This is a genomic window from Pseudomonas svalbardensis (assembly GCF_030053115.1).
Taxonomy (GTDB): Bacteria; Pseudomonadota; Gammaproteobacteria; order Pseudomonadales; family Pseudomonadaceae; genus Aquipseudomonas; species Aquipseudomonas svalbardensis.
Genome location: NZ_CP125619.1, coordinates 4920850 through 4944934, shown reverse-complemented (window position 1 = coordinate 4944934; position 24085 = coordinate 4920850). Strand labels below are relative to the sequence as shown.

The 24085-nt window shown below is 57.0% G+C and carries 28 protein-coding genes and 1 tRNA gene; 22 read left to right on the top strand and 7 right to left on the bottom strand.

The genetic code is table 11. From position 1 onward, the window contains the following. The first annotated feature begins 56 nt into the window (after positions 1-56). Positions 57-899, top strand: coding sequence for a mechanosensitive ion channel family protein (locus QFX16_RS22895; RefSeq protein ID WP_283181450.1), 843 nt, complete (start codon positions 57-59; stop codon positions 897-899). 94 nt (positions 900-993) lie between these two features. On the opposite strand, the gene QFX16_RS22890 is transcribed toward QFX16_RS22895, so the two are convergent. Together QFX16_RS22890 and QFX16_RS22885 are read right to left on the bottom strand one after the other, a co-directional pair. Further along, positions 994-2355, bottom strand: a complete 1362-nt coding sequence (locus QFX16_RS22890) for an OprD family porin (RefSeq protein WP_283181449.1) — start codon at positions 2353-2355, stop codon at positions 994-996. A 95-nt stretch (positions 2356-2450) separates the two neighbouring features. Beyond that, positions 2451-2861, bottom strand: coding sequence for a hypothetical protein (locus QFX16_RS22885; protein WP_283181448.1), 411 nt, complete (start codon positions 2859-2861; stop codon positions 2451-2453). 411 nt (positions 2862-3272) lie between these two features. Between QFX16_RS22885 and QFX16_RS22880 the strand changes: the two genes are divergently transcribed. Together QFX16_RS22880 and QFX16_RS22875 are read left to right on the top strand one after the other, a co-directional pair. Continuing rightward, positions 3273-3698 carry an HIT domain-containing protein gene (locus QFX16_RS22880; protein WP_283181447.1) on the top strand — a complete coding sequence of 142 codons (426 nt, stop codon included), beginning with the start codon at positions 3273-3275 and terminating at the stop codon, positions 3696-3698. 3 nt (positions 3699-3701) lie between these two features. Beyond that, positions 3702-3908 (top strand): SlyX family protein, encoded by a 207-nt coding sequence (locus tag QFX16_RS22875; protein WP_056741397.1) that lies wholly within the window; start codon positions 3702-3704, stop codon positions 3906-3908. Between the two features lie 70 nt (positions 3909-3978). Here the strand turns inward: QFX16_RS22875 and QFX16_RS22870 are convergent, their stop codons facing one another. Continuing rightward, positions 3979-4581 (bottom strand): cold-shock protein, encoded by a 603-nt coding sequence (locus QFX16_RS22870; RefSeq protein ID WP_111451443.1) that lies wholly within the window; start codon positions 4579-4581, stop codon positions 3979-3981. Positions 4582-4889: 308 nt separating this feature from the next. Between QFX16_RS22870 and QFX16_RS22865 the strand changes: the two genes are divergently transcribed. From QFX16_RS22865 to nadA, 19 genes are all read left to right on the top strand, one after another. Then, complete coding sequence (locus QFX16_RS22865; protein ID WP_129437851.1) at positions 4890-5360, top strand: Dps family protein; 471 nt, start codon at positions 4890-4892, stop codon at positions 5358-5360. Positions 5361-5630: 270 nt separating this feature from the next. Beyond that, positions 5631-5969 carry a ribbon-helix-helix domain-containing protein gene (locus QFX16_RS22860; RefSeq protein ID WP_283181446.1) on the top strand — a complete coding sequence of 113 codons (339 nt, stop codon included), beginning with the start codon at positions 5631-5633 and terminating at the stop codon, positions 5967-5969. A 136-nt stretch (positions 5970-6105) separates the two neighbouring features. After that, positions 6106-6327 carry an FmdB family zinc ribbon protein gene (locus QFX16_RS22855; RefSeq protein WP_010457489.1) on the top strand — a complete coding sequence of 74 codons (222 nt, stop codon included), beginning with the start codon at positions 6106-6108 and terminating at the stop codon, positions 6325-6327. 122 nt (positions 6328-6449) lie between these two features. Further along, entirely contained in the window at positions 6450-8225 is a 1776-nt protein-coding gene (gene aspS, locus QFX16_RS22850; RefSeq protein WP_283181445.1) for an aspartate--tRNA ligase, read from the top strand. 123 nt (positions 8226-8348) lie between these two features. Continuing rightward, the gene (locus QFX16_RS22845) at positions 8349-9095 is read left to right on the top strand and encodes a YebC/PmpR family DNA-binding transcriptional regulator (protein ID WP_283181444.1); all 747 of its coding nucleotides are present in this window, start codon (positions 8349-8351) and stop codon (positions 9093-9095) included. A gap of 156 nt (positions 9096-9251) precedes the next feature. After that, the gene (gene ruvC, locus QFX16_RS22840; protein WP_008147379.1) at positions 9252-9776 is read left to right on the top strand and encodes a crossover junction endodeoxyribonuclease RuvC; all 525 of its coding nucleotides are present in this window, start codon (positions 9252-9254) and stop codon (positions 9774-9776) included. Positions 9777-9890: 114 nt separating this feature from the next. Then, positions 9891-10508: a Holliday junction branch migration protein RuvA gene (ruvA, locus tag QFX16_RS22835; protein ID WP_007897033.1), complete on the top strand. Its 618-nt coding sequence runs from the start codon at positions 9891-9893 to the stop codon at positions 10506-10508. Then, a complete protein-coding gene (gene ruvB, locus QFX16_RS22830; protein ID WP_283181443.1) occupies positions 10509-11573 on the top strand; it encodes a Holliday junction branch migration DNA helicase RuvB in 1065 nt (354 codons plus the stop codon). 124 nt (positions 11574-11697) lie between these two features. After that, complete coding sequence (ybgC, locus tag QFX16_RS22825; protein ID WP_008147372.1) at positions 11698-12165, top strand: tol-pal system-associated acyl-CoA thioesterase; 468 nt, start codon at positions 11698-11700, stop codon at positions 12163-12165. Further along, positions 12155-12850, top strand: a complete 696-nt coding sequence (tolQ, locus tag QFX16_RS22820) for a protein TolQ (RefSeq protein ID WP_017340467.1) — start codon at positions 12155-12157, stop codon at positions 12848-12850. Before ybgC ends, tolQ begins: the two co-directional genes overlap by 11 nt. A gap of 23 nt (positions 12851-12873) precedes the next feature. Then, positions 12874-13326, top strand: a complete 453-nt coding sequence (tolR, locus tag QFX16_RS22815) for a protein TolR (protein ID WP_161807482.1) — start codon at positions 12874-12876, stop codon at positions 13324-13326. Then, a complete protein-coding gene (gene tolA, locus QFX16_RS22810) occupies positions 13326-14405 on the top strand; it encodes a cell envelope integrity protein TolA (protein WP_283181442.1) in 1080 nt (359 codons plus the stop codon). Before tolR ends, tolA begins: the two co-directional genes overlap by 1 nt. A 17-nt stretch (positions 14406-14422) precedes the next feature. Then, positions 14423-15703, top strand: coding sequence for a Tol-Pal system beta propeller repeat protein TolB (tolB, locus tag QFX16_RS22805; RefSeq protein ID WP_166675809.1), 1281 nt, complete (start codon positions 14423-14425; stop codon positions 15701-15703). A gap of 52 nt (positions 15704-15755) precedes the next feature. Then, positions 15756-16253, top strand: coding sequence for a peptidoglycan-associated lipoprotein Pal (gene pal, locus QFX16_RS22800; RefSeq protein ID WP_131059800.1), 498 nt, complete (start codon positions 15756-15758; stop codon positions 16251-16253). 6 nt (positions 16254-16259) lie between these two features. Then, positions 16260-17099, top strand: coding sequence for a tol-pal system protein YbgF (ybgF, locus tag QFX16_RS22795; protein ID WP_283181441.1), 840 nt, complete (start codon positions 16260-16262; stop codon positions 17097-17099). Positions 17100-17266: 167 nt separating this feature from the next. Continuing rightward, positions 17267-17914: a 7-carboxy-7-deazaguanine synthase QueE gene (gene queE / locus QFX16_RS22790; RefSeq protein WP_008072914.1), complete on the top strand. Its 648-nt coding sequence runs from the start codon at positions 17267-17269 to the stop codon at positions 17912-17914. A gap of 1 nt (position 17915) precedes the next feature. Continuing rightward, positions 17916-18608: a 7-cyano-7-deazaguanine synthase QueC gene (queC, locus tag QFX16_RS22785; RefSeq protein ID WP_283181440.1), complete on the top strand. Its 693-nt coding sequence runs from the start codon at positions 17916-17918 to the stop codon at positions 18606-18608. Positions 18609-18671: 63 nt separating this feature from the next. Next, positions 18672-18747, top strand: a tRNA-Lys gene (locus QFX16_RS22780). A gap of 271 nt (positions 18748-19018) precedes the next feature. After that, positions 19019-20077 (top strand): quinolinate synthase NadA, encoded by a 1059-nt coding sequence (gene nadA / locus QFX16_RS22775; protein ID WP_283181439.1) that lies wholly within the window; start codon positions 19019-19021, stop codon positions 20075-20077. Positions 20078-20211: 134 nt separating this feature from the next. Here the strand turns inward: nadA and QFX16_RS22770 are convergent, their stop codons facing one another. The 4 genes from QFX16_RS22770 to QFX16_RS22755 all read right to left on the bottom strand — a co-directional run bounded on the left by QFX16_RS22770 (position 20212) and on the right by QFX16_RS22755 (position 23952). Further along, a complete protein-coding gene (locus QFX16_RS22770; protein ID WP_283181438.1) occupies positions 20212-20700 on the bottom strand; it encodes an RDD family protein in 489 nt (162 codons plus the stop codon). Positions 20701-20796: 96 nt separating this feature from the next. Then, positions 20797-21009, bottom strand: coding sequence for a cold-shock protein (locus QFX16_RS22765; RefSeq protein WP_003175786.1), 213 nt, complete (start codon positions 21007-21009; stop codon positions 20797-20799). A 403-nt stretch (positions 21010-21412) separates the two neighbouring features. Beyond that, entirely contained in the window at positions 21413-22537 is a 1125-nt protein-coding gene (gcvT, locus tag QFX16_RS22760) for a glycine cleavage system aminomethyltransferase GcvT (protein WP_283181437.1), read from the bottom strand. Positions 22538-22575: 38 nt separating this feature from the next. Continuing rightward, a complete protein-coding gene (locus tag QFX16_RS22755) occupies positions 22576-23952 on the bottom strand; it encodes an L-serine ammonia-lyase (RefSeq protein WP_283181436.1) in 1377 nt (458 codons plus the stop codon). Positions 23953-24085: the final 133 nt, after the last annotated feature.

Below are 24085 nucleotides of genomic sequence, written 5' to 3'. Positions count from 1 at the left end.
TCGAATCGTCGCACCGCCGCTCCCACCCGGATTATGCTTAACCCAGGAGAATGTAGATGGATTTGAATGCTGAAGTAGACAACCTGGTCAAGGCGTCTCAAGCCTGGCTTCCAATGATCATGGAATACGGCAGCCGCGTGCTGCTGGCGGTCATCACTCTGGCCGTCGGCTGGTGGCTGATCAACAAGGTGACGCAAAAGCTCGGCGGCCTGTTGGCGCTGCGTAACGCCGACCTGGCGTTGCAAGGCTTCATCAGCAGCCTGGCAAACATCATTCTCAAGGTTCTGCTGATCGTCAGCGTGGCATCGATGATCGGGGTGGAAACCACTTCGTTCGTCGCGGCCATCGGTGCGGCAGGTCTGGCCATCGGTCTGGCCTTGCAGGGCAGCCTGGCGAACTTCGCGGGTGGTGTGCTGATTCTGTTGTTCCGCCCGTTCCGCATTGGTGACTGGATCGAAGCCCAAGGTGTTGCCGGCACGGTCGACAGCATTCAGATCTTCCACACGGTGCTGCGTACTGGCGATAACAAAACCATCATCGTGCCTAACGGTAATCTGTCGAACGGCATCATTACCAATACCAACCGTCAGTCGACACGCAAAGTAGTGTTTGATGTAGGTGTGGATTGCCACGCGGATCTGCAAAAGGCCCGTGAAGTGTTGCTGGAACTGGCCAAGGATGAGCGAGTGTTGACTGACCCGGCACCGGAAGCGGTCATTTCTATGCTGGGCGAAAGCTCGATCACTGTTTCGCTGCGAGTGTGGGTCAAGACCGCTGATTACTGGAATGTGCTGTTCATGTTTAACGAACAAGCCCGTGATCGTTTGAAGACAGCGGGTATTGATATTCCGTTTCCACAACGGGTGATTCGAGTGGTTCAGGAATCGGCAACGGTGTAATGATCGGTCTTCCGATTTATTTTTGACAAGCCAATAAAAAAGGCCCATCCGAAGATGGGCCTTTTGTTTGTTACCGCAAATTAATTGCTTGCGATTACAAGATCGACAGCGGGTAGTCAACGATCAGACGGAACTCTTTGATATCGCCTTCACCTTGGTCGGCGTTAGCGAAGTGCCATGCCTGACGAATGCGGAAGGACAGGTCTTTTGCAGGGCCAGACTGAACAACGTACTTGGCTTCAAAGTTAGTTTCGTTGTGTTTGCCGTCTGCACCGTACAGTGGGTCACCGCCCTCTTTACGGTACACGCTGTTCTCAGCCAGGCCGGTGCCATCGATATCCCAGCCTTTAACGTAACGGGTCATGAAGCTCAGACCAGGAACGCCGTACTCGGCCATTTTCAGGTCATAACGAATTTGAGCAGACTTTTCGTTCGGACCGTTGAAGTCAGAGTACTGGATGGAGTTGGCGAGGAAGATCGAGTCGCCGCCGCGGTTGTTCTTGCCCACACCGATGTAGTCGAACGGAGTGTCGCCGTTGACCTTCTGGAAGCCGAGGGTAATGGTGTGTGCTTTCAGGAACGAGTAAGCGGCTGCCAGGGAAAACGTGGTGTTGCTGATGTCGCCTACCTTCGCATCACCGGTATCGGTAGTACGGTAGATGTTACCGTCCAGGTTAATCGACTGATCGCTACCCATTGGGATGGTGTAGTTCAGGTTGGCGTAGTACTGGTTCCAGATGTCTTCAAGCTTGGCGCCGTACAGCGATGCGCTCAAGTTGTCGGTGATGCCGTACTTGCCACCGAAGTAGTCGATTTTATTGGATTCCACGCCAGCGTAGTTTGCGTACAGGCCGCCATCACTGGCGTTCTTGTCCTGGCTGGAAGCCGAGTAGAAGTGACCAGCTTCGAGGTCAAGGTCTTTGATTTCGCTGCTCTGCAGTTGGAAACCGGTGGCAGTTTGCGGCAGGACACGGGAACCACCAACAGCGAACACTGGAGAAGTGCTTGGCTGCATTTCACCGAACTTCAGCTCGGTTTTGGAGACACGCAATTTAACGGCGCCGCCGGCTTTACCCTGGCTGTCGTTGACTTCGCGATGACCGCTGGCATTTCGGGTGTCGCTACGGCTCATGTTGCCGGTGCCACCGGTGCCGTCGCCACCGTCCAGCTTGACTGCCAGGTAACCGAATGCATCAACGCCGACGCCGATCAGACCCTGGGTGTAACCGGAGCTGAAGTTGCCCCAAATGCCCTGGGTCCAGTCTTTTTGGTCGTCGTTGCCATCTTTGTTGTCACGGTTAAAATAGTAGTTGCGAAGCAGCAAGTCGAACTTGGCGTCTTCAACAAAACCTTTGGCTTCAGCCTGGTCACTTACAAAAGGTGCGGCCGTAGCCATTTGAGTACTGGCTGCTGCTGCAACTGCCAGTGCGATCATGCTCCACTTCATCACGCGCATCGTGATTTGCTCCTTTGGTTTTTAGAAGAGTACTGCCGTCCCACCTGATTTATTATCTGGGCGGCTCTTTCTTTTTGTGTCGGCGCAAACTTATATCACGCCGACCATGTTGGCGATACTTGGGCATCTAACCTTTCAGCTTCTTTGCGACCCTGTCGCAAACGGCTTGGTAGATGTCGCAAATTTACAGCCCCGACGCAAGCGGACTGACAACTTTTAGCGTTGTTTTCCAGGGCCTGAGCATCGGTAAAAAGAGTCCCTGGTGAAACGCTTGAATCTCCATAGGGCAACCCTGCCACTGTTTTTATTTGCCTTGAGGCTTCCACTTCCAGCGGACGCTTTAGAGGCGATGTGGGTGTGAATGCAACAAGCGTGCACAAATCAGAATCTTGCTGGTTTTTTTTCTGAATGCTTGCCTGTCGCTGTAAAAACCTCATAAAACCGGGGTGTTCAAGCACGTTTTGTTCGGGCTTGACGCCATGGTTTGCATCGTGTTGTACGCTCATGGCCGACGGCGTGACAACCAAAAATGTTACCGGTTCACCCCACCAGTGAGTAGATGGCGGATACCTGACCGATTCAGCGTAGACGCACTGTGCGGTTTTGGTGCAAAACATTTTAGTCGCTGTACTGAATTCATACAGTGCGGCCGCTTGGCAAATTCGAACGCGTCGTTGTTTATCAGTCAGTTCAGCGTTTTTTGTGTGGCTGCTGGTTCTGTAATGGTGCGTCCTGCACGAAAATGACTCATGTCGGGGCGCGTGACCGGTCGTTTATAGTTTCTCGGGTTGGCTTCGACCATGGTTCGTCGTGAAGCCAGCGGCGTTCGCAGGTATGCTGCCGTCCTGTCGCTTGGTGCGCCGTCTCTCGGGATGGGCGCTAAGCTGAAAAATGATGACCAGGCGGGAGTGCGCGCAGTGTTCGCTTTAGATCCACGGCTTCAACAAGACACGTTACCGATCGGGGATTTCCCACTGTGCCGGTTACTGCTGTCCAATGATTCGAACTACCCCTGGTTCATTCTGGTGCCACGTCGCGACGATATCAGTGAGATATTTCAGTTGGATGTCGCAGATCAACAGCAGCTGTGGCAGGAAACGACCGCACTGGCGGAAATGCTCAAGGACTCGTTTGACGCGGACAAGTTGAATGTCGCGGCCTTGGGTAACGTCGTCAGTCAGTTGCACATGCATGTGATTGTGCGCAAGCGTGAGGACGCCGCCTGGCCAGCGCCGGTCTGGGGTCAACACCCGGCCAAGCCTTATGGCTCAGAGCAGATCGAGTTGATTCGCGAGCGGTTGCGCCTGGTATTGACCGATAATTTTACGTTTCTGGAGGGTTGAATCATGAGCCTGGAAGATCGCGTTACCGATCTGGAGAGCCAGCTGGCGTTTCAGGATGACACCATCCAGGCATTGAGTGATGTGCTGGCGACGCAGCAGCGTGCGGTTGAGCGCCTGCAACTGCAAATGGCCGCCTTGCTCAAGCGGCAAGAGGAAATGGCCGGTCAGTTCGAGACGTTTGAAGAAGAAGCGCCACCGCCGCATTACTGAGTGTGACCAACTGACGGGCAATAAAAAACCGCGAACAGCCAGGCTGTTCGCGGTTTTTTTTAGCCTTGGATCAGCGGCGCGGCAGTGCGGCGATCACATCTTCGGCTTGCAGGCCTTTGTCACGATTCATGACGGAGAACTCCACGCGCTGGCCTTCGACCAGAACACGATGACCTTCGCCACGAATGGCCCGGAAATGCACGAAAATATCATCGCCGGAATCACGGGAAATAAAGCCGAAGCCTTTGGAGGTGTTGAACCACTTTACGGTGCCGGTATCGCGGTTGCTCATGTCATAGCTTGGCGAGGCGGCGGCCGGTGAAGATTTGTAGAAGCTGATGGCCAGGTGCAGAAGAACGGCAATCAGGGCAGCGACCAGGCTGAACAGAACAGCAGGTTGACCGGCAATGACAGGCATTGGCGCGATCAGCGTCAGGGTTTGCAGGACGACGGCCAGAACCAGCAGGGCGCTGACCAGGTTTTGCAGTTGATGACGCGGGCCTTTGTTCCAGTAAGGGATAACAGGAGCGAGGGTGAGGTTGAGCAGGCCGAAAAAGGCCAGGTACAGCGCATCAGGTTGTTGCAGGTAAGGTACGGCTTCGGATCGCAGGCTAGGGATGAAGGACAACAGCAAGGCTGCTGCGCCCATTAGCAGGTGGACAATTTTCAACATTTTGAGTAACTCACGTTAAGACGGATCACAAGGAAGAGCTGATTGAGTACGGTTCGCTTCAGAACAATAAGAGGCGTTGGACACGTACCCGGTACCAGCCTATGCGCAGCCCCGGGAAAATAGGCGGTAGCGACACACTGCCTATTTAACAGCAAAGCCTGCAGCTACTCAAATCAGGCAGTCCAGCGGTGCCCTGAGGGTCGATTTGTCGCAGGTAAGCAGAGAACCCGGGGCTGCGGGGGGCCGGTAGGCTTGCTAGAGTGGTCCTGCACCTGCTGGATGAATTCCATCACCTTTAGGGGAAACGCATGGCAATCGATATCGGTATCAGTGAAGAGGATCGCAAGTCCATCGTTGACGGACTTTCGCGTCTGCTGTCGGACACCTATGTGCTGTATTTGAAAACCCATAACTTCCATTGGAATGTCACCGGTCCGATGTTCCGGACCCTGCACTTGATGTTCGAGGAGCAATATAACGAGTTGGCCCTGGCCGTCGATTCGATTGCCGAGCGAATTCGTGCCCTCGGATTTCCTGCTCCGGGTGCCTATTCTATTTATGCGCGCCTTTCTTCCATTAAGGAGGAGGTGGGTGTGCCCAGCGCTGAAGACATGATCAAGCAACTTGTCGAAGGCCAGGAGGCGGTCACGCGTACTGCACGCGGGATTTTTCCATTGCTCGACAAGGTCAGTGACGAGCCAACGGCTGACCTTCTGACCCAGCGTATGCAAGTCCACGAGAAAACCGCGTGGATGCTGCGCTCCCTGCTGGATCAGTAACAATATTGGTGCGCGGATGGCGCCCTTGGGGTGTTGTTCGCGCCCTGTCTTCTCGTGACTTTAAATGTCTTTCTGTTGAATGAAATTACGCCCAAGCATGTAGGAAATTATCTGGAGTAGGACGGTCTCCATGATCGCCCTTCAGTTGTTGGCTTATCCTACGTTGATGGTCATAAAGTCATCTGGATATAACTTTGCGCCTGCGCTTTTATAGAGAAACAGCTTGTTGCTCTTATAAAAAAGCAAGGATGACAAAGGAGTGTCAACGATATGGATTACGAAGACAGGCGAAGCGAGGGGAGTGGCGGTCCGGTCAAGGAGATAAGGATCGATCCATTTGTCAGTGAATTTGATATGGGCCTGGCCCAGCCTTTATCCCGATCAGTGCGGTTGAATGGCTTTGCAACCTGTTTGCGGCTTGAACAGGTCTATTGGGATATTTTGGGCGACATGGCCAAGGTCAACAGCTGTACGGTCAGTGCGCTGTTGTCCCATGTAGACCGCGAGGTGCATTTGCGTCACGGCGGGGTCAAGAACTTCACCGGGCTGGTGCGGGTTGTGTGCGTCGTGCACAGCCTGAAGGAAGGCGGCTGCGTCGCCATGCCTTAGCCACAGGGGTGGAATGGGTAGAGTGTCGGTCTGTGCAGTCTTACGGCTGCACAGGCTGCATTTAATGGATATAATCCCGCTCTTTGCCGCAAAACCCAGCGTGTGCGGTAGCAATCTGATCGCCGAGACAACCCCCATGCCGATGTACGACTATCAATGTGCTTCCTGTGGTCATCAGTTGGAAGCCATTCAAAAGATCAGCGCAGCACCGCTGGTCGACTGCCCTGCCTGCCAGGCGCCAGAGCTTAAGAAGATGCTGTCCATGCCGGGCTTCCGCCTTAGCGGCACCGGCTGGTACGAAACCGATTTCAAGACCGGTTCCAAGAAGAATCTGGCCGGCGGCGACAAAGCTGACTAGGGTCTTGAACCTGAGTTGAACGACACGTGCGAGCTCTTGCATCATCTGGCGCCTTTCAAAAGGGCAGGATATGAGCAAGGTCTCCAACCGAATTTCGAATTACGAGAAGCGAAACCACTACCATGATGCGCAGCCATTATTGCGGCCAACTGAACGAAAGCCTGGAAGGCCAGGAAATTACCCTTTGCGGATGGGTTCACCGTCGCCGTGACCACGGTGGGGTGATTTTCCTCGATATCCGTGATCGTGACGGTCTGGCCCAGGTGGTGTTCGACCCGGACCGCGCTGAAACCTTCGCCGCCGCCGATCGCGTGCGCAGCGAATACGTGGTCAAGGTCACCGGCAAGGTTCGCCTGCGTCCGGCCGGTGCCGGCAACGCCAACATGGCGTCGGGCATGATCGAAGTGCTGGGCTACGAGCTGGAAGTATTGAACGAAGCGGAAACCCCGCCGTTCCCGCTCAACGAGTTCTCCGACGTCGGCGAAGAAACCCGCCTGCGTTATCGCTTCATCGACCTGCGTCGTCCGGAAATGCTCGAGAAGCTGCGTCTGCGTTCGCGCATGACCACCAGCATCCGTCGCTTCCTGGACGAGAACGGCTTCCTCGATGTCGAGACGCCGATTCTGACCCGCGCCACGCCAGAAGGCGCTCGCGACTACCTGGTGCCGAGCCGTACTCACGCAGGTAGCTTCTTCGCCTTGCCGCAATCGCCTCAGCTGTTCAAGCAACTGCTGATGGTCGCCGGCTTCGACCGTTACTACCAGATCGCCAAGTGCTTTCGCGACGAAGATCTGCGCGCCGACCGTCAGCCGGAATTCACCCAGATCGACATCGAGACCAGCTTCCTCGATGAAAAAGAGATCATGGGCATCACCGAAAAAATGATCCGCAACCTGTTCAAGGAAGTGCTGGATCTGGAATTCGGCGACTTCCCGCACATGACCTTCGAAGAGGCCATGCGCCGTTACGGTTCCGACAAGCCGGACCTGCGTAACCCGCTGGAACTGGTTGACGTTGCCGATCAACTGAAAGAAGTCGACTTCAAGGTGTTCAGCGGCCCTGCCAACGACCCGAAATGCCGCGTTGCCGCTCTGCGCGTTCCAGGCGCGGCAAGCATGCCGCGCAAGCAGATCGACGACTACACCAAGTTCGTCGGCATCTACGGTGCCAAGGGCCTGGCGTACATCAAGGTCAACGAGCGCGCCAAAGGCGTTGAAGGTCTGCAATCGCCGATCGTCAAGAACATCCCTGAAGCCAACCTCAATGTGATCCTTGATCGCGTTGGCGCGGTTGACGGCGACATCGTGTTCTTCGGTGCCGACAAAGCCAAGATCGTCAGCGAAGCCCTGGGCGCGCTGCGGATCAAGGTCGGTAACGATCTGAACCTGCTGACCTGCGAGTGGGCGCCGATGTGGGTTGTCGACTTCCCGATGTTCGAAGAGAACGACGACGGCAGCTTCACTGCCTTGCACCACCCGTTCACCGCGCCGAAGTGCACCCCGGAAGAACTGGAAGCCAACCCGGCGACCGCTCTGTCCCGTGCCTACGACATGGTCCTGAACGGCACCGAGCTGGGTGGCGGTTCGATCCGTATCCACCGCAAGGAAATGCAGCAGTCGGTATTCCGTCTGCTGGGTATCAGTGAAGCGGAACAGGAAGAGAAATTCGGCTTCCTGCTCGACGCCCTGAAATACGGCGCGCCGCCGCACGGTGGTCTGGCCTTCGGTCTGGACCGTCTGGTGATGCTGATGACCGGCGCCCAGTCGATCCGTGAAGTGATTGCCTTCCCGAAAACCCAGAGCGCCGCTTGCGTCATGACTCAGGCTCCGGGTGTGGTAGATGCCAAGGCACTGCGCGAACTGCATATTCGTCTGCGCGAAACGCCTAAAGCTGAGTAAGGCTGACCAGAAGGGCGCATCTTCGGATGCGCCCTTTCTTTATAGATTGGTCGAGATTTTTATTTGCTGGCTGGCGCGTCATGGCGTGGCGGGCAATGTTTCAAAGAGAATTCGGAGCGAGATATGGCGGGTCATTCCAAGTGGGCGAACATCAAGCACCGCAAAGAACGTCAGGATGCCAAGAAGGGCAAGATTTTCACCAAGTGGATTCGTGAACTGACCGTTGCTGCCCGTCAGGGCGGTAGTGATCCGGGTTCCAACCCGCGTTTGCGTCTGGCGCTGGACAAGGCCCTCGGCGCGAACATGAGCCGCGACATCATTGATCGCGCGGTCGCCCGCGGCGCCGGTGCTGCCGACACCGACGACATGGTCGAGCTGAGCTACGAAGGCTACGGCCCGGGCGGCGTGGCGGTGATGGTCGAGTGCATGACCGACAACCGCAATCGCACCGCGGCCGCTGTTCGCCACGCGTTCAGCAAGTGCGGCGGCAACCTCGGTACGGACGGTTCGGTGGCCTATTTGTTCGAGCGCAAGGGGCAGATTTCCTTCGCGCCGGGCGTCGATGAAGATGCGCTGATGGAAGCGGCGATGGAGGCCGATGCCGATGACGTGGTGACCCACGAAGACGGCTCCATCGACGTATTCACCTCGTTCGCCGGTTTCTACTCGGTGCGTAACGCGCTGGAAGCGGCCGGTTTCAAAGGTGATGACGCGGAAATCGTGATGCTGCCGACCACCAGTGCCGAACTGGACCTGGAAGGCGCCGAGAAGGTTCTCAAGCTGATCGACATGCTTGAAGACCTGGATGACGTGCAGAACGTCTATTCCAACGCGGACATTCCTGAGTCGGTAGCCGCACAGCTCGGTTAAGGGCGACTAAGATTCAATGTGGGAGCGAGCCTGCTCGCGAATGCGGAATTTCAGGCAACATTGTTGCTGAATATGAAACCGCTTTCGCGAGCAGGCTCGCTCCCACAGTTTTTTCGCTGTAATGAATATCGTGCTTTTACTGAAGCTGCAGGCGTTATGACTTTAATTCTTGGTATCGACCCCGGTTCGCGCATTACCGGTTATGGCGTGGTGCGTGATACCGGGCGTGGTTGCGTGTACGTGGCGTCGGGCTGCATTCGCACAGGTTCCGGCGAGCTGCATGAACGCCTGCAAATCGTCTATCGCGGTGTTCGCGAAGTCATCCAGACCTACGGCCCGGTGACCATGGGCATCGAAAAGGTCTTCATGGCGCGCAACGCCGACTCTGCGCTGAAACTTGGCCAGGCCCGCGGCGCAGCCATCGTTGCCGGGGCGGAAGAAAGCCTGGAAATCGCCGAGTACACGGCGACCCAGGTCAAGCAGGCGGTGACCGGGACCGGCGCGGCGAATAAAGAGCAGGTGCAAATGATGGTCATGCATATGTTGAAACTGACCAGCAAACCGCAGATCGATGCCTCGGACGCCCTGGCCATTGCCATTTGCCATGCTCACACCCGTTCCAGCCTGTTGCCCCATGGCTTGGGTACGGCACGCAGTCGTGGCGGGCGCCTGCGTCTCTGATAGCATCAGCAATCATTTTTTATAGAACGAGGGTTTGCGCCTGTGTCGTCGGCGCAAAACCCTTGTTCTGTCAGTCGCCAGCACTGATCTGGCCAACGCTCAAGGATCTGAAACGTGATTGGACGCTTGCGCGGCACACTGGCTGAGAAACAGCCGCCGCACCTGATTCTGGATGTAAACGGTCTGGGGTATGAACTGGAAGTGCCCATGACCACGCTTTATCGCTTGCCGTCGGTCGGTGAACCGCTGACCTTGCACACCCATTTGGTCGTACGCGAAGACGCGCAGTTACTCTATGGCTTCTTCGGCAAGCGCGAGCGAGACTTTTTTCGCGAGTTGATCCGTCTCAATGGTGTGGGGCCGAAACTGGCCCTGGCCCTGATGTCGAGCCTGGAAGTCGATGAGCTGGTCCGCTGCGTGCAGTCCCAGGACACCTCGGCACTGACCAAGGTGCCGGGCGTGGGCAAGAAGACTGCCGAGCGTTTGTTGGTGGAACTCAAGGATCGCTTCAAGGCCTGGGAAACCGTACCGGCGATGTTCGCTTTGGTACCAAACCAGCCGGGTGGGCCAGATGCGCCAGCTCCGGTCGCCACCGCCGAAAATGACGCGGTCAGCGCGCTGATCTCCCTGGGCTACAAGCCGCAGGAAGCCAGCAAGGCGATTTCTGCGATCAAGGAGAAAGGATTGAGCAGTGAAGACATGATTCGTCGTGCCCTGAAGGGAATGATCTAAGTGATTGAAGCTGATCGTCTGATTACCGCCACACCTGGCCCTCGTGACCGCGAAGAAGTCCAGGACCGGGCAATTCGCCCTGTCAGCCTGGCCGAGTACATTGGCCAGCCGACCGTTCGCGAGCAAATGGAGTTGTTCATCCAGGCTGCCCGTGGGCGCAATGAATCCCTGGACCACACGCTGATTTTCGGCCCGCCGGGTCTGGGTAAAACCACCCTGGCCAACATCATCGCCCAGGAAATGGGCGTCTCGATCAAGAGCACTTCGGGCCCTGTGCTTGAGCGCCCGGGTGATCTGGCTGCGCTGCTGACCAATCTTGAGCCGCACGACGTGCTGTTCATCGACGAAATCCATCGGCTCTCGCCGATCGTCGAAGAAGTGCTGTACCCAGCCATGGAAGATTTCCAGCTCGACATCATGATTGGTGAAGGGCCGGCCGCGCGCTCGATCAAGCTTGATCTGCCGCCGTTCACCCTGATCGGTGCAACGACCCGTGCCGGCATGCTGACCAATCCGCTGCGCGACCGTTTCGGCATCGTCCAGCGCCTGGAGTTCTACAACACTGCCGACCTGGCAACGATTGTCAGTCGTTCGGCTAACATCCTCGGCTTGCCGCTGGATCCGGAAGGCGCCTTCGAAATCGCCCGCCGTGCCCGTGGTACGCCGCGGATCGCCAACCGCTTGCTGCGCCGGGTTCGGGATTTCGCCGAAGTTCGCGCCAAAGGCCACATCACCAAACCGATCGCCGACCTGGCCTTGAACCTGCTGGATGTCGACGAGCGTGGCTTCGATCACCAGGATCGACGCCTGTTGTTGACCATGATCGAGAAGTTCGACGGTGGGCCGGTCGGGGTCGATAGCCTCGCCGCAGCCATCAGTGAAGAGCGACACACTATTGAAGACGTGCTGGAGCCGTACCTGATCCAGCAGGGCTACATCATGCGTACGCCGCGGGGGCGAGTGGTGACTCGGCATGCGTACCTGCACTTCGGTTTAAACATCCCGTCACGATTGGGCGAGATGCCCGTGGTAGACGAGTTCCTCGATGCCGTGGACGATAAATAACCTTTGCGCGCTGATTTATTCGGGGTTTGTGCGGTCCTAGGACCGTACTTTCGCCAGAAAGCCGTGAATCAATGAAAAACAGTTGCCTGGCCGGATTGGCAACCTGAGGAGTAAGCACTAGAGTATGCGCGCGCAAAACGGGCTTGAGCCTTTCGCACTTCGTTGTCGCGTTTATTACGAGGACACCGATGCGGGCGGCATCGTGTATTACGTTAATTACCTCAAGTTTATGGAACGGGCTCGAACCGAGCGGCTCCGGGAGCTGGGCTTTGCCCAATCCCAGCTTGCAGGTGAGGACCTGTTGTTCGTCGTGCATTCCAGCGAAGCGCGTTACCACGCGCCGGCGCGACTGGACGACGAGCTGCTGGTAAGCGCTGAAGTAATCGAATTGAACCGTGTCAGCCTGCGCTTCAAACAGCAGGTCAGGCGAGCCACGGATAATGCGCTGCTCTGCGAAGGGCAGTTTTTGGTGGCCTGTGTGCGCACTAACAGTTTGAAACCCCGGGCCATTCCCGAAGCTCTACGTGCGGCCTTTGCCGACGTGAGCGGCGCGGGTACACACTCAAAGCAGGAGATAAAGCGTGGAAGCTAACGTCGTCGACCATTCCTCCATGTGGAGCCTGGTCAGCAATGCCAGTATCGTGGTGCAACTGGTAATGCTGATCCTGGTAGCCGCATCGGTGACCTCATGGATCATGATCTTTCAGCGCAGCAACCTGCTGCGCGCCGGTCGACGTGCCCTGGAGAGCTTTGAAGAGCGCTTCTGGTCGGGTATCGACCTGTCCAAACTCTACCGTCAGGCCGGCAGCAACCCTGATCCGGATTCGGGCGTAGAGCAGATCTTCCGTGCCGGTTTCAAGGAATTCTCCCGTCTGCGCCAGCAGCCAGGCGTTGATCCGGAAGCGGTCATGGAAGGCGTGGCCCGTGCCATGCGCGTCGCCATTTCCCGCGAAGAAGAAAAGCTCGAGCAGAGCCTGCCGTTCCTTGCGACCGTAGGGTCCGTCAGCCCGTACATCGGTCTGTTCGGTACCGTCTGGGGGATCATGAACTCCTTCCGTGGTCTGGCCACTGCCCAGCAAGCGACGCTGGCGACTGTGGCTCCAGGTATTGCCGAGGCACTGATTGCAACCGCGATCGGTCTGTTCGCCGCCATCCCGGCCGTTATCGCTTACAACCGTTTTGCTGCTCGCAGCGAAACGCTGATCAGCCGCTACTACACCTTCGCCGATGAATTCCAGGCGATCCTGCACCGCAAAGTGCACACCAGCGAAGAATAAGCAGGTAATTTCCAATGGCTTTAATCGCTCGAGCTCGCAAAAAGCGCAAGCCGGTTGCCGAGATGAACGTGGTGCCTTACATCGACGTGATGCTGGTACTGCTGGTCATCTTCATGGTGACCGCACCGATGCTCAATCAGGGCGTGAAAGTTGATCTGCCCAAGGTTTCCAGCGAAGCCTTGCCGCAGGACAACAACACTCAGGTCCTGACCATTTCGATCAAGGCTGACAAGACCTATTACTGGAACCTTGGCAGCGAAGTCGACACTGAAAAGCAACAGGACAAGGCCATGACCTTGCCGCAGATGACTGACGCCGTGACCAAGATCATTCGCGCCGGTACTGAAGGCGGCAAGCGTACCCAAGTGTTCATCCGCGGCGACAAGACCGTTGATTACGGTTCCGTCATGGGCGCTATGGGCGGGTTGCAGAAAGCCGGGGTCGGTAACGTTGGCTTGATTACCGAGGCACCCTGATGCAGCAAATGCGAGAGCCGTCCGCCTCGGAAAGCTACTTCTGGCCTAGTGTCCTGGCGATTGTCTTGCACGTGCTGGTGTTCGGCATGCTGTTCGTCAGTTTTGCCTTCACACCAGAACTGCCGCCGGCCAAGCCGATTGTCCAGGCGACCCTGTATCAACTGAAATCGAAAAGTCAGGCGACCACCCAGACCAATCAGAAGATTGCGGGTGAGGCGAAGAAATCTGCCGCGCGTCAGACCGAAGTCGAACAGATGGAACAGAAAAAGATCGAACAGGAAGCGATCAAGGCCGCGGAACAAAAGAAGGAAGATGCGGCTCAAAAAGCTGAAGAATCCAAAAAGGCCGACGAGACGAAGAAAGCGGAAGAGGCTAAAAAGGCTGATGAAGCCAAGAAAGCCGATGAAGCGAAGAAGACCGCCGAAGCTAAAAAGGCCGAAGAGAAACAATTGGCTGATATAGCCAAGAAGAAGTCTGAAGAAGAAGCCAAGAAAGCAGCTGAAGAAGAGGCCAAGAAAGCGGCCGCTGAAGAAGCGAAGAAAAAGATCGTCGAAGACGCGAAGAAGAAAGCCGCGGAAGACGCCAAGAAAAAATCTGAAGCTGAAGACGCGAAGAAGAAAGTCGCGGAAGACGCGAAGAAGAAAGCTGCTGCCGATGCGGCGAAGAAAAAATCGCAGGAAGCGGCACGTAAATCCGCCGAAGACAAAAAGGCTCAGGCCTTGGCAGATTTGCTTTCCGACACGCCGGAGCGTCAGCAGGCCTTGGCGGATGAGCAGGGTGACGAAGTCGCCGGCAGTTTCGATGATCTGATCCGTGCTCGTGCAGCGGAAGGTTGGGCTCGTCCACCTTCGGCCCGCAAAGGCATGACAGTCGTGTTGCAAATCGGCATGTTGCCGGACGGTACGTTGACTTCGGTCAGCGTGGCCAAGTCCAGTGGCGATGGTCCGTTTGACGCTTCGGCTGTAGCAGCGGTGAAGAACATTGGACGTTTGACAGAAATGCAGGGAATGAAGCCGAGCGATTTCGCTCCGTATCGTTCATTCAAGATGACATTCACACCTGAGGATCTAGCCTTGTGAGAAACCTTCTTCGAGGAATGCTTGTCGTTATCTGCTGCATGGCAGGGATAGCGGCAGCAGATGAAAAAAACATTCTGGTCACCAGCGGCAGTGATCGGGCCACCCCGATTGCAGTCGTTCCGTTCGGCAACCAGGGCGGCAGCGTGCTGCCGGACGACATGGCCGAAATCATCGGTAACGACCTGCGCAACTCGGGTTACTACTCGCCGATTCCAAAACAGAACATGATCAGCCAGCCAAGCCAGGCCAGCGAAATCATCTTCCGTGACTTCAAGGCGCTGGGCGCCCAGTACGTCATGGTCGGCAGCATTGCTCCTGCGGGCGGTCGTCTGCAGGTCCAATACGCACTGTTCAACGTCGCCACCGAGCAGCAAGTGCTGACCGGCAGCGTATCGGGCAGCGTCGATCAACTGCGCGACATGTCGCACTACATCGCGGACCAGTCGTTCGAAAAACTCACCGGTATTAAAGGTGCGTTCTCGACTCGCCTGTTGTACGTGACGGCAGAGCGTTTCTCCGAGAAGAACACTCGCTACACGCTGCAACGTTCGGACTATGACGGTGCCCGTGCTGTGACCCTGCTGCAATCGCGCGAGCCGATCCTGTCGCCGCGTTTCGCACCGGACGGCAAGCGCATCGCTTATGTGTCGTTCGAGCAGAAGCGTCCGCGTATCTTCATGCAGAACATCGACACCGGTCGCCGTGAGCAGATCACCAACTTCGAAGGCCTGAATGGCGCGCCAGCCTGGTCGCCGGATGGCAATCGTCTGGCATTCGTACTGTCGAAAGATGGCAACCCGGACATCTACGTGATGAACCTGGGTTCGCGTCAGATCACTCGTGTCACCAACGGTCCTGGCATCAACACCGAACCGTTCTGGGGTAAAGATGGTTCGACCATCTACTTCACCTCGGACCGTGGCGGCAAGCCACAGATTTACAAAACCAGCGCAGGCGGTGGTGGTGCGGAACGTGTGACCTTTATCGGTAACTACAACGCCAACCCTAAACTTTCGGCTGACGAAAAGACCCTGGTGATGATCCATCGTCAGGAAGGTTTCACTAATTTCAAGGTGGCGGCCCAGGATTTGCAGCGCGGAAGCGTAAAAATCCTCACTGATAGCACTCTGGACGAGTCGCCTACTGTTGCGCCCAACGGCACCATGGTAATCTACGCCACCCGCCAGCAGGGCCGGGGAGTCTTGATGCTCGTGTCCATTAATGGACGCGTAAGGCTCCCGCTTCCTACCGCACAAGGCGAAGTCAGAGAACCTTCCTGGTCCCCTTACCTGAACTGACGCGGCGCTACACGTTGTACTTAACACACTGGGGTTCATTAGGAGTTTCACGATGGAAATGCTGAAGTTTGGTAAATTTGCTGCGCTGGCTCTGGCCATGGCTGTAGCTGTAGGTTGCTCGTCCAAAGGCGGCGACAATGCCGGTGAAGGCGCTGTAGATCCAAACGCTGGTTACGGCGCAAACACTGGTGCAGTTGACGGCTCCCTGAGCGAAGAAGCTGCTCTGCGCGCAATCACCACTTTCTACTTCGAATACGACAGCTCGGACCTGAAGCCAGAAGCCATGCGCTCCCTGGACATTCACGCCAAAGACCTGAAAGCAAACGGCGCTCGCGTTGTTCTGGAAGGCAACACCGACGAACGTGGTACTCGTGAGTACAACATGGCACTGGGCGAGCGTCGTGCGAAAGCCGTTCAGCGTTACCTGGTACTGCAAGGTGTTTCCCCAGCTCAGCTGGAACTGGTTTCCTACGGCGAAGAGCGTGCAGTTGCTACCGGCAACGACGAGCAGTCCTGGGCTCAAAACCGTCGCGTCGAACTGCGTAAGTAATTCGTCATGCGAACGTGCCGTCGTGCTGTAACTGTTTTGGCTCTCAGCCTCGCACCGCTTGCGGTGTGGGCTGCGGTTCCTGTGGTCGATAACGACTCCGGCTATAACAATAGCGGGACTAGTAATCCGCCTGCGGGTTACGGTACGAACGGCGCCTATGCCGGGGGAGGGGTTTCGGCCCCTGTCTCGGCACAGGGCGAGCTGTTCAACCAACTGCAATCAATGCAGGAGCAGATCTCGCGCCAACAAGGCATCATCGAAGTTCTGCAAAATGATGTAGGGCGCATGAAGCAAGAGAACCTGGAGCGATATCAGGATCTTGATCGGCGCATAGGAACCGGCGTTGCACCAGCCGCGACTCCTGATAATTCTTCCACCGGTGGCAGTTTGAATGCCCCCGGTGCAGCAGTGGGCGCAGCCGCAGGAGCGGCAGCCGCTCAGGCACCTGCCGCGGGTAGTGAGCCGGCTGATCCGGCGAAGGAAAAACTGTATTACGATGCAGCCTTCGACCTGATCAAAGCCAAGGATTTCGACAAGGCCAGCCAGGCTTTTGCCGCATTCCTGCGCAAGTACCCGAACAGCCAGTACGCGGGTAATGCTCAGTACTGGTTGGGCGAAGTGAACCTGGCCAAAGGCGATCTGCAAGGTGCAGGTCAGGCTTTTGCCAAGGTTTCACAGCTGTACCCCAAGCATCCAAAAGTGCCTGATTCGCTGTACAAGCTGGCTGATGTAGAGCGCCGCCTTGGTCATCCCGACAAGGTCAAAGGCATTCTGCAACAGGTCGTGTCGCAATACCCGGGCACTTCCGCCGCTCAGCTGGCCCAGCGTGATCTGCAAAAAATGTAAGGGCTGCTTGACCCGTTTCGAAGAAACCCGCGCTTGTCGCGGGTTTTTTCGTTAGAATTCACGCCCTTTTTATGAAACACGCTTTTTGGGATCTGCGCGGTGGCGGGGTTCCTTGAAGTGCCTGACGGAGGCGGACAGCCTGTTTAGCTGTTATGCCCGTGGCGACTATGCAAGACACATTGAGAATTACCGAAGTTTTCTACTCGTTGCAGGGTGAAACGCGGACTGCCGGGCTGCCTACTGTTTTTGTGCGCCTGACCGGTTGCCCATTGCGTTGCCAATATTGCGACAGCGCTTATGCATTCACTGGCGGCACCATTCGCACGCTCGACGACATTCTTGAGCAAGTGGCCGGTTTTCGTCCGCGTTACGTCTGTGTCACCGGCGGTGAGCCGCTGGCACAACCCAACGCCATCCCATTGCTCAAGCAGTTGTGTGACGCCGGTTACGAGGTCTCGCTGGAAACCAGCGGTGCCCTGGATATCTCGGCGGTCGATCCACGGGTCAGTCGCGTCGTCGACCTGAAAACCCCAGGTTCTAAAGAAGCCCATCGCAACCGCTACGAGAACATCGAACTGCTCACGCCCAACGATCAGGTGAAGTTTGTCATCTGCTCGCGGGAAGACTACGACTGGGCCGTGTCCAAGCTGATCCAGTACGGTCTGGATCAGCGTGCCGGCGAAGTCCTGTTCTCGCCAAGTCACCATGACCTGAATGCTCGGGACCTGGCTGACTGGGTGGTGGCGGACAACCTGCCAGTGCGTCTGCAATTGCAGTTGCATAAATATCTTTGGAATGACGAGCCGGGGCGCTGAAATGACTGAACAACTGAACACTACCGAAAAACGTGCAGTCATCCTGCTGTCCGGCGGCCTCGACTCCGCGACCGTTGTGGCCATGGCTCGCGCTGAAGGCTACAGCTGCTACACCATGAGCTTCGACTACGGTCAGCGGTCCCATGCCGAGCTGCACGCCGCCGAACGTGTTGCGCGCGACCTGGGTGTGGTCGAACACAAGGTGATCGGTCTGAACCTGAATGGCATCGGCGGTTCGGCACTGACCGATAGCAGCATCGATGTGCCGGAAGTGGCGGGCGAGGGTATCCCGGTAACTTACGTGCCGGCGCGCAACACCGTGTTTCTCTCCTTGGCGCTAGGCTGGGCCGAAGTGTTGGGCGCGCGTGACATCTTTATTGGTGTGAACGCCGTGGATTACTCCGGTTACCCGGACTGCCGTCCTGAGTTCATCGAGTCCTTCGAGCGCATGGCCAATCTGGCGACGAAGGCCGGTGTAGAGGGGAATGGTTTCCGCATTCAGGCGCCGCTGCAGAACCTGAGCAAGGCGCAGATCGTCCAGGCAGGCGTGAAGCTGGGTGTTGATTACGGGCTGACTGTTTCCTGCTATCAGGCCGACGATAACGGCCGTGCATGCGGCAAATGCGACAGCTGCCGACTGCGTGCAGAAGGCTTTGCAGCGGCCGGTGTTAGCGACCCAACACCCTATTTTTGATTTATTTCAAATTAGGTGTTGAATAGTCCTTAAAAATCAGTATTATACGCGCCACCACACAGCGGGTCGTTAGCTCAGTTGGTAGAGCAGTTGGCTTTTAACCAATTGGTCGTAGGTTCGAATCCCACACGACCCACCATTTTTGTAGCAGTTTTAAAAGTCTGGAAGGCCCACGCAAGTGAGGATTTCCGGATTTTTTTTTGCCCGCGATTTGAGCTCGCCCAGTTCCGGGCTGCGACCCGTGACGCAGGTCAGAATCATCTTTTGCATCAACGGGATATTCTGTAGCCTTGCGCAGCTTCAACGTTGTCCGTGCCTGATGATACTCACTTTCCCGGCGGTACCCTGAAGGGTCCGGAGCCGGGTGTATACTCGACTTTCGCGCGAAAGCGCCTGCAGGTCTTGCGAACATGACGCAGATTTCCGAACGCCTTCTGGTTCAAGCCCACCTCGACGCCAAGCAGCCCAAGCCGCTGACTGTCGAGGAAGAGGCCTATTACCGTGCCGCCATCGCTGCCGAGCTCAAGGCTCAGGATGCGGTGCTGGTTGCTCACTTCTATTGCGATCCGGTCATTCAGGCCCTGGCCGAAGAAACCGGTGGTTGCGTCTCCGACTCGCTGGAGATGGCTCGCTTTGGCAATGCTCACCCGGCCAAGACCGTGGTGGTCGCCGGTGTGAAGTTCATGGGCGAGACCGCCAAAATCCTCAACCCTGAAAAACGCATCCTGATGCCGACCCTGGAAGCGACCTGCTCGCTGGACCTGGGTTGCCCGGTTGACGAGTTCTCGGCGTTCTGTGATCAGCACCCGGAGCGTACCGTGGTGGTGTATGCCAACACGTCGGCGGCGGTCAAAGCCCGGGCGGATTGGGTGGTGACTTCAAGCTGCGCGCTGGAGATCGTCGAAAGCCTGATGGATAACGGCGAAACCATCATCTGGGGCCCGGACAAACACCTGGGCACCTACATCCAGCGCCAGACCGGCGCGGACATGCTGCTGTGGGACGGTGCCTGCATCGTTCACGAAGAGTTCAAGTCCAAGCAACTCGAAGACATGAAGGCGCTGTACCCGGACGCAGCGATTCTGGTGCATCCGGAGTCGCCGACGTCGGTGATCGAGTTGGCGGATGCCGTCGGCTCCACCAGTCAGTTGATTGCGGCAGCGCAAAGTCTGCCAAACAAGACCTTTATCGTCGCCACTGATCGCGGCATCTTCTACAAGATGCAGCAGCTGTGCCCGGACAAGGTCTTCATCGAAGCGCCAACGGCCGGTAACGGCGCAGCCTGCCGCAGTTGCGCACATTGCCCGTGGATGGCGATGAATACCCTTGAGCGCACGCTGAAGAGCTTGAAAGAGGGGACTAACGAGATCTTTGTCGATCCCGCGCTGATTCCACAAGCGATTCGGCCGCTCAAGCGCATGCTCGACTTCACACAGGCAGCGCGGATGAAATTGGCCGGTAACGCCTGAGATCTTTCAGATAAGTCACAGAACCTGTGGGAGCGAGCCTGCTCGCGATGGCGATGTGTCAGTCATATCAATGTTGACTGATACACCGCCATCGCGAGCAGGCTCGCTCCCACAGTGGTTTTCGTACGGCTGAACTACTTGGTTTTCTTTGGAATCCGCACGAGCTGGGTATTGGAGTAGATGTCATGCCAGCTACGTTTCTGTTTATCGAACAGCGACCAGAAGAAACCCAGCCCGACGCACAGCAAGGACGCGATCGACACCACAAAGCGCAGCAACGCCTGCCACAGGCTGATGGATGAACCGTCGGCGTTTTGCACGCGTATGCACCAGACCTGCATGCCCAGGGTCTGACCGGACCAGGTCCAGAATTTGGCGAAGAAGCCGAACAGCACAAACAGCAGCACCGTTGAGAGCAATGGATCGCCATCCAGCGCGCCGGCTTCGGTCAGGGTGCGCATTTTGTCTTCGCCGATGATCGCCATCTGGATCATCTTGTAAATGCCGCTGGTGACGATCAGCAGGGCGGCACACAACAAGAAGTCGTAGAACATCGCTGCCAGGCGACGACCCAGGGTGACGGCAGGAAAGTCGCCCTGGGGTTTGAGAAGATGTTTCGACATGGCAGCCTCTGGACGGAAAAAAGAAGCCATTTTACGGATTTACGCGCACAAAAAAGCCCCTGATGTCAGCATCAGGGGCTTTTTCGTTACAGAAGATCAGGCTTCTGCTTGTACTTCGTCAGCCTGCATGCCTTTCTGGCCTTGCACAGCAACGAAAGTCACTTTCTGGCCTTCTTTTAGGCTCTTGAAGCCGTTGCCCTGAATAGCGCGGAAATGCACGAACAGATCCGGACCGCTTTCTGGAGTGATAAAACCAAAACCTTTCTCGTCGTTAAACCACTTGACGGTACCGCTCTGACGTTGGGACATTTCTTATTTCCTTTGACGCAAAAATTAATGACAGCCTCCTTCTTGTGAAAGAGTACTGGGGCTGGTTGCAGGAGAGTAAGAAGACGTCGAACGGGATGTAGCTAACTTGTAGGCTACTGCCCAGGTCACGATTCCAAGCGACCCATGCAAACACAGTGGACAAACTCTACGCCAACTACGGGAGAAAAAACAAGCCCTGTGGAGGGCCCGGATTTGCTCGCGCTGGGGCGTTTATGCCGCAACTAGTGTTGGCTTATGCAATCGCCGTGTTCAATTGTTTTCGATCCTTATAAGCAACGTTCATAAACGAAGCTTACAGGTAAAGTGATGCACTGTTTTATGGCGGTTGCGTTACACATTAGTGCGCTGTTAACGCAACCGCGTTACTTATAGAAACAGTCAATCAGCCGCGGTAGTAGCGTTGTGGAACAAATGGCATTTTGCTTACAAGCAAAGGCACTTTTTTCCCACGAACAATCGCCCATACCGGCGTATCGAGAGCGATATAAGCACTGTCGACGTAACCCATCGCCAAAGGGCCGCCCAAGGTCGGACCGAAGCCGCCACTGCAAACCGCACCAATGATGTCGCCTGCTTCATTGACGATCTCCGCACCTTCGCGCACCGGCGTGCGTTCCTGAGGCAACAGACCAACGCGTTTGCGGCTGACACCGGCTTGTTGCTGTCCGAACACGGTTTCAGCGCCAGGGAAGCCGCCGGCACGTGCGCCATCAGCGCGACGAGGCTTGGAGATGGCCCACAGCAGGCTGGCTTCGATCGGGGTGGTCTCGGTGTTCATGTCGTGGCCGTAGAGGCACAGGCCGGCTTCCAGGCGCAGGGAGTCGCGAGCGCCAAGGCCGATGGCCGCCACTTCAGGTTCGGTCAGCAGGGCGCGAGCCAGGGCTTCGGCATTGAAGGCCGGCACGGAGATTTCGTAACCGTCTTCACCGGTATAGCCCGAACGGCTGACAAAGCAGTCCACACCCAGCAGCTTTACACGGGCGAATTGCATGAAGGTCATCTTCGCAACTTCAGGCGCCAGGCGCGCGAGCACGGTGACGGCGGCCGGACCTTGCAGCGCGAGCAGGGCGCGTTCTTCGAACAGCGGCTCGATGGTGCACTGGTCGCCGATGTGCTTGCGCAGGTGCGCCAGGTCCTGATCCTTGCAGGCGGCGTTGACCACCAGGAACAGTTCGTCGTTACCCAGGTTGGCGACCATCAGGTCGTCGAGGATGCCCCCCGTTTCGTTGGTGAACATCGCGTAGCGCTGCGTGCCCACTGGCAGGTCGATGATGTCTACCGGTACCAGGCTTTCCAGCGCCTTGGCGGCATTGGCGCCGGTCAGACGGATCTGGCCCATGTGCGAGACATCGAACAGCCCGGCCTGATCACGGGTGTGCTGGTGTTCTTTCATCACGCCGAGCGGGTATTGCACCGGCATGTCGTAGCCAGCAAACGGCACCATGCGGGCGCCGAGTTCGATGTGCAGTGCGTGCAGTGGGGTTTTCGACAGTTGTTCGGTGGACATATTCAGCTCCTGAAAAAGTGTGCAGATGCGCGTAAACATCAGCACTCGATAATGTTGACCGCCAAACCGCCACGGGCGGTTTCCTTGTATTTGCTTTTCATGTCTGCGCCGGTCTGGCGCATGGTGCGGATGACCTTGTCGAGGGAGACGAAGTGTTGACCGTCGCCACGCAGGGCCATGCGTACCGCGTTGATGGCTTTCACCGAGCCCATGGCGTTGCGCTCGATGCAAGGCACTTGCACCAGCCCGCCAATCGGGTCGCAGGTCAGGCCGAGGTTGTGTTCCATGCCGATTTCGGCGGCGTTTTCCACTTGCTGCACGGTGCCGCCGAGGACTTCACACAGGGCGCCGGCGGCCATGGAACAGGCCACGCCGACTTCACCCTGACAGCCGACTTCTGCGCCGGAGATCGAGGCGTTTTCTTTATAGAGAATGCCGATCGCGGCCGCCGTCAGCAGAAACCGCACGACGCCGTCTTCGTTGGCGCCGGGGATGAAGCGCATGTAGTAATGCAAAACAGCGGGGACGATCCCTGCCGCACCGTTAGTGGGAGCCGTCACCACGCGCCCGCCGTTGGCGTTTTCTTCGTTGACCGCCAGTGCGTAGAGGTTGACCCAGTCCAGCACCGACAGCGGATCGCGCAGGGACGATTCCGGGTTTTTGCACAGTTGCCGATGCAGGGCGGCCGCCCGACGTTTGACCTTCAAGCCACCCGGCAGGATGCCCTCGTTACGACAACCGGCGTCGACGCAGTCCTGCATCACTTGCCAGATTTTCAACAGGCCGGCGCGGGTTTCCGCTTCCGGGCGCCAGGCACTTTCGTTGGTCAGCATCACCTGGCTGATGGACAAGCCGTAGGTGGCGCAGTGACCGAGCAAGTCCTTGGCGCTTTTGAACGGGAAGGTCAGTGGCGTGGCGTCTTCGACGATACGGTCGGCGCCGGCGGCGTCTTCATCGACCACAAAACCGCCACCGACCGAGTAGTACTCGCGGCTGCGGATTTGTATGCCCGCGGCATCGAAGGCGCGAAAGATCATGCCGTTAGGGTGATAGGCCAACGGTTTGCGGATCATCGCCAAATGTTCTTTCTCATTGAACGCAATGCTGTGTTCGCCGAGCAGGTTCAAGCGACCATTGCCACGAATCTCTTGCAGACGGGCGGCGACGGTTTCGGTGTTCACGGTGTCCGGGTGTTCGCCTTCCAGACCGAGCAACACAGCCTTGTCGCTGCCATGGCCTTTACCGGTGGCGCCGAGTGATCCGTAGAGCTCGACTTTGACGCGGGTGGTCGCTGCCAGCAGCCCTTCACGGCGCAAACCTTCGGCGAAACGTGCCGCAGCACGCATCGGGCCGACGGTGTGTGAGCTGGAGGGGCCGATGCCAATCTTGAACAGGTCGAACACGCTTAACGACATGGTTGTTCTCCGGTTTCTTGTTATAGATGCAGCGCGAACCCGTAGGAGCAAAGCTTGCTCGCGATGAGCGATGACGCGGTTCATCAGATAGACCGTGTAACGGCTATCGCGAGCAAGCTTTGCTCCTACAGGG

What these genes read in the sequence shown, in the direction of transcription:
- QFX16_RS22885 (WP_283181448.1), bottom strand. Translation starts at nt 2,861, where the DNA reads ATGAGCGTACAACACGATGCAAACCATGGCGTCAAGCCCGAACAAAAC.
- ruvC (WP_008147379.1), top strand. Translation starts at nt 9,252, where the DNA reads ATGACTTTAATTCTTGGTATCGACCCCGGTTCGCGCATTACCGGTTAT.
- QFX16_RS22845 (WP_283181444.1), top strand. Translation starts at nt 8,349, where the DNA reads ATGGCGGGTCATTCCAAGTGGGCGAACATCAAGCACCGCAAAGAACGT.
- QFX16_RS22875 (WP_056741397.1), top strand. Translation starts at nt 3,702, where the DNA reads ATGAGCCTGGAAGATCGCGTTACCGATCTGGAGAGCCAGCTGGCGTTT.
- QFX16_RS22860 (WP_283181446.1), top strand. Translation starts at nt 5,631, where the DNA reads ATGGATTACGAAGACAGGCGAAGCGAGGGGAGTGGCGGTCCGGTCAAG.
- tolB (WP_166675809.1), top strand. Translation starts at nt 14,423, where the DNA reads ATGCTTGTCGTTATCTGCTGCATGGCAGGGATAGCGGCAGCAGATGAA.
- QFX16_RS22770 (WP_283181438.1), bottom strand. Translation starts at nt 20,700, where the DNA reads ATGTCGAAACATCTTCTCAAACCCCAGGGCGACTTTCCTGCCGTCACC.
- QFX16_RS22890 (WP_283181449.1), bottom strand. Translation starts at nt 2,355, where the DNA reads ATGCGCGTGATGAAGTGGAGCATGATCGCACTGGCAGTTGCAGCAGCA.
- QFX16_RS22765 (WP_003175786.1), bottom strand. Translation starts at nt 21,009, where the DNA reads ATGTCCCAACGTCAGAGCGGTACCGTCAAGTGGTTTAACGACGAGAAA.
- QFX16_RS22855 (WP_010457489.1), top strand. Translation starts at nt 6,106, where the DNA reads ATGCCGATGTACGACTATCAATGTGCTTCCTGTGGTCATCAGTTGGAA.
- aspS (WP_283181445.1), top strand. Translation starts at nt 6,450, where the DNA reads ATGATGCGCAGCCATTATTGCGGCCAACTGAACGAAAGCCTGGAAGGC.
- gcvT (WP_283181437.1), bottom strand. Translation starts at nt 22,537, where the DNA reads ATGTCCACCGAACAACTGTCGAAAACCCCACTGCACGCACTGCACATC.
- tolA (WP_283181442.1), top strand. Translation starts at nt 13,326, where the DNA reads ATGCAGCAAATGCGAGAGCCGTCCGCCTCGGAAAGCTACTTCTGGCCT.
- queC (WP_283181440.1), top strand. Translation starts at nt 17,916, where the DNA reads ATGACTGAACAACTGAACACTACCGAAAAACGTGCAGTCATCCTGCTG.
- ybgC (WP_008147372.1), top strand. Translation starts at nt 11,698, where the DNA reads ATGCGCGCGCAAAACGGGCTTGAGCCTTTCGCACTTCGTTGTCGCGTT.
- pal (WP_131059800.1), top strand. Translation starts at nt 15,756, where the DNA reads ATGGAAATGCTGAAGTTTGGTAAATTTGCTGCGCTGGCTCTGGCCATG.
- QFX16_RS22865 (WP_129437851.1), top strand. Translation starts at nt 4,890, where the DNA reads ATGGCAATCGATATCGGTATCAGTGAAGAGGATCGCAAGTCCATCGTT.
- nadA (WP_283181439.1), top strand. Translation starts at nt 19,019, where the DNA reads ATGACGCAGATTTCCGAACGCCTTCTGGTTCAAGCCCACCTCGACGCC.
- ybgF (WP_283181441.1), top strand. Translation starts at nt 16,260, where the DNA reads ATGCGAACGTGCCGTCGTGCTGTAACTGTTTTGGCTCTCAGCCTCGCA.
- QFX16_RS22755 (WP_283181436.1), bottom strand. Translation starts at nt 23,952, where the DNA reads ATGTCGTTAAGCGTGTTCGACCTGTTCAAGATTGGCATCGGCCCCTCC.
- QFX16_RS22895 (WP_283181450.1), top strand. Translation starts at nt 57, where the DNA reads ATGGATTTGAATGCTGAAGTAGACAACCTGGTCAAGGCGTCTCAAGCC.
- queE (WP_008072914.1), top strand. Translation starts at nt 17,267, where the DNA reads ATGCAAGACACATTGAGAATTACCGAAGTTTTCTACTCGTTGCAGGGT.
- QFX16_RS22870 (WP_111451443.1), bottom strand. Translation starts at nt 4,581, where the DNA reads ATGTTGAAAATTGTCCACCTGCTAATGGGCGCAGCAGCCTTGCTGTTG.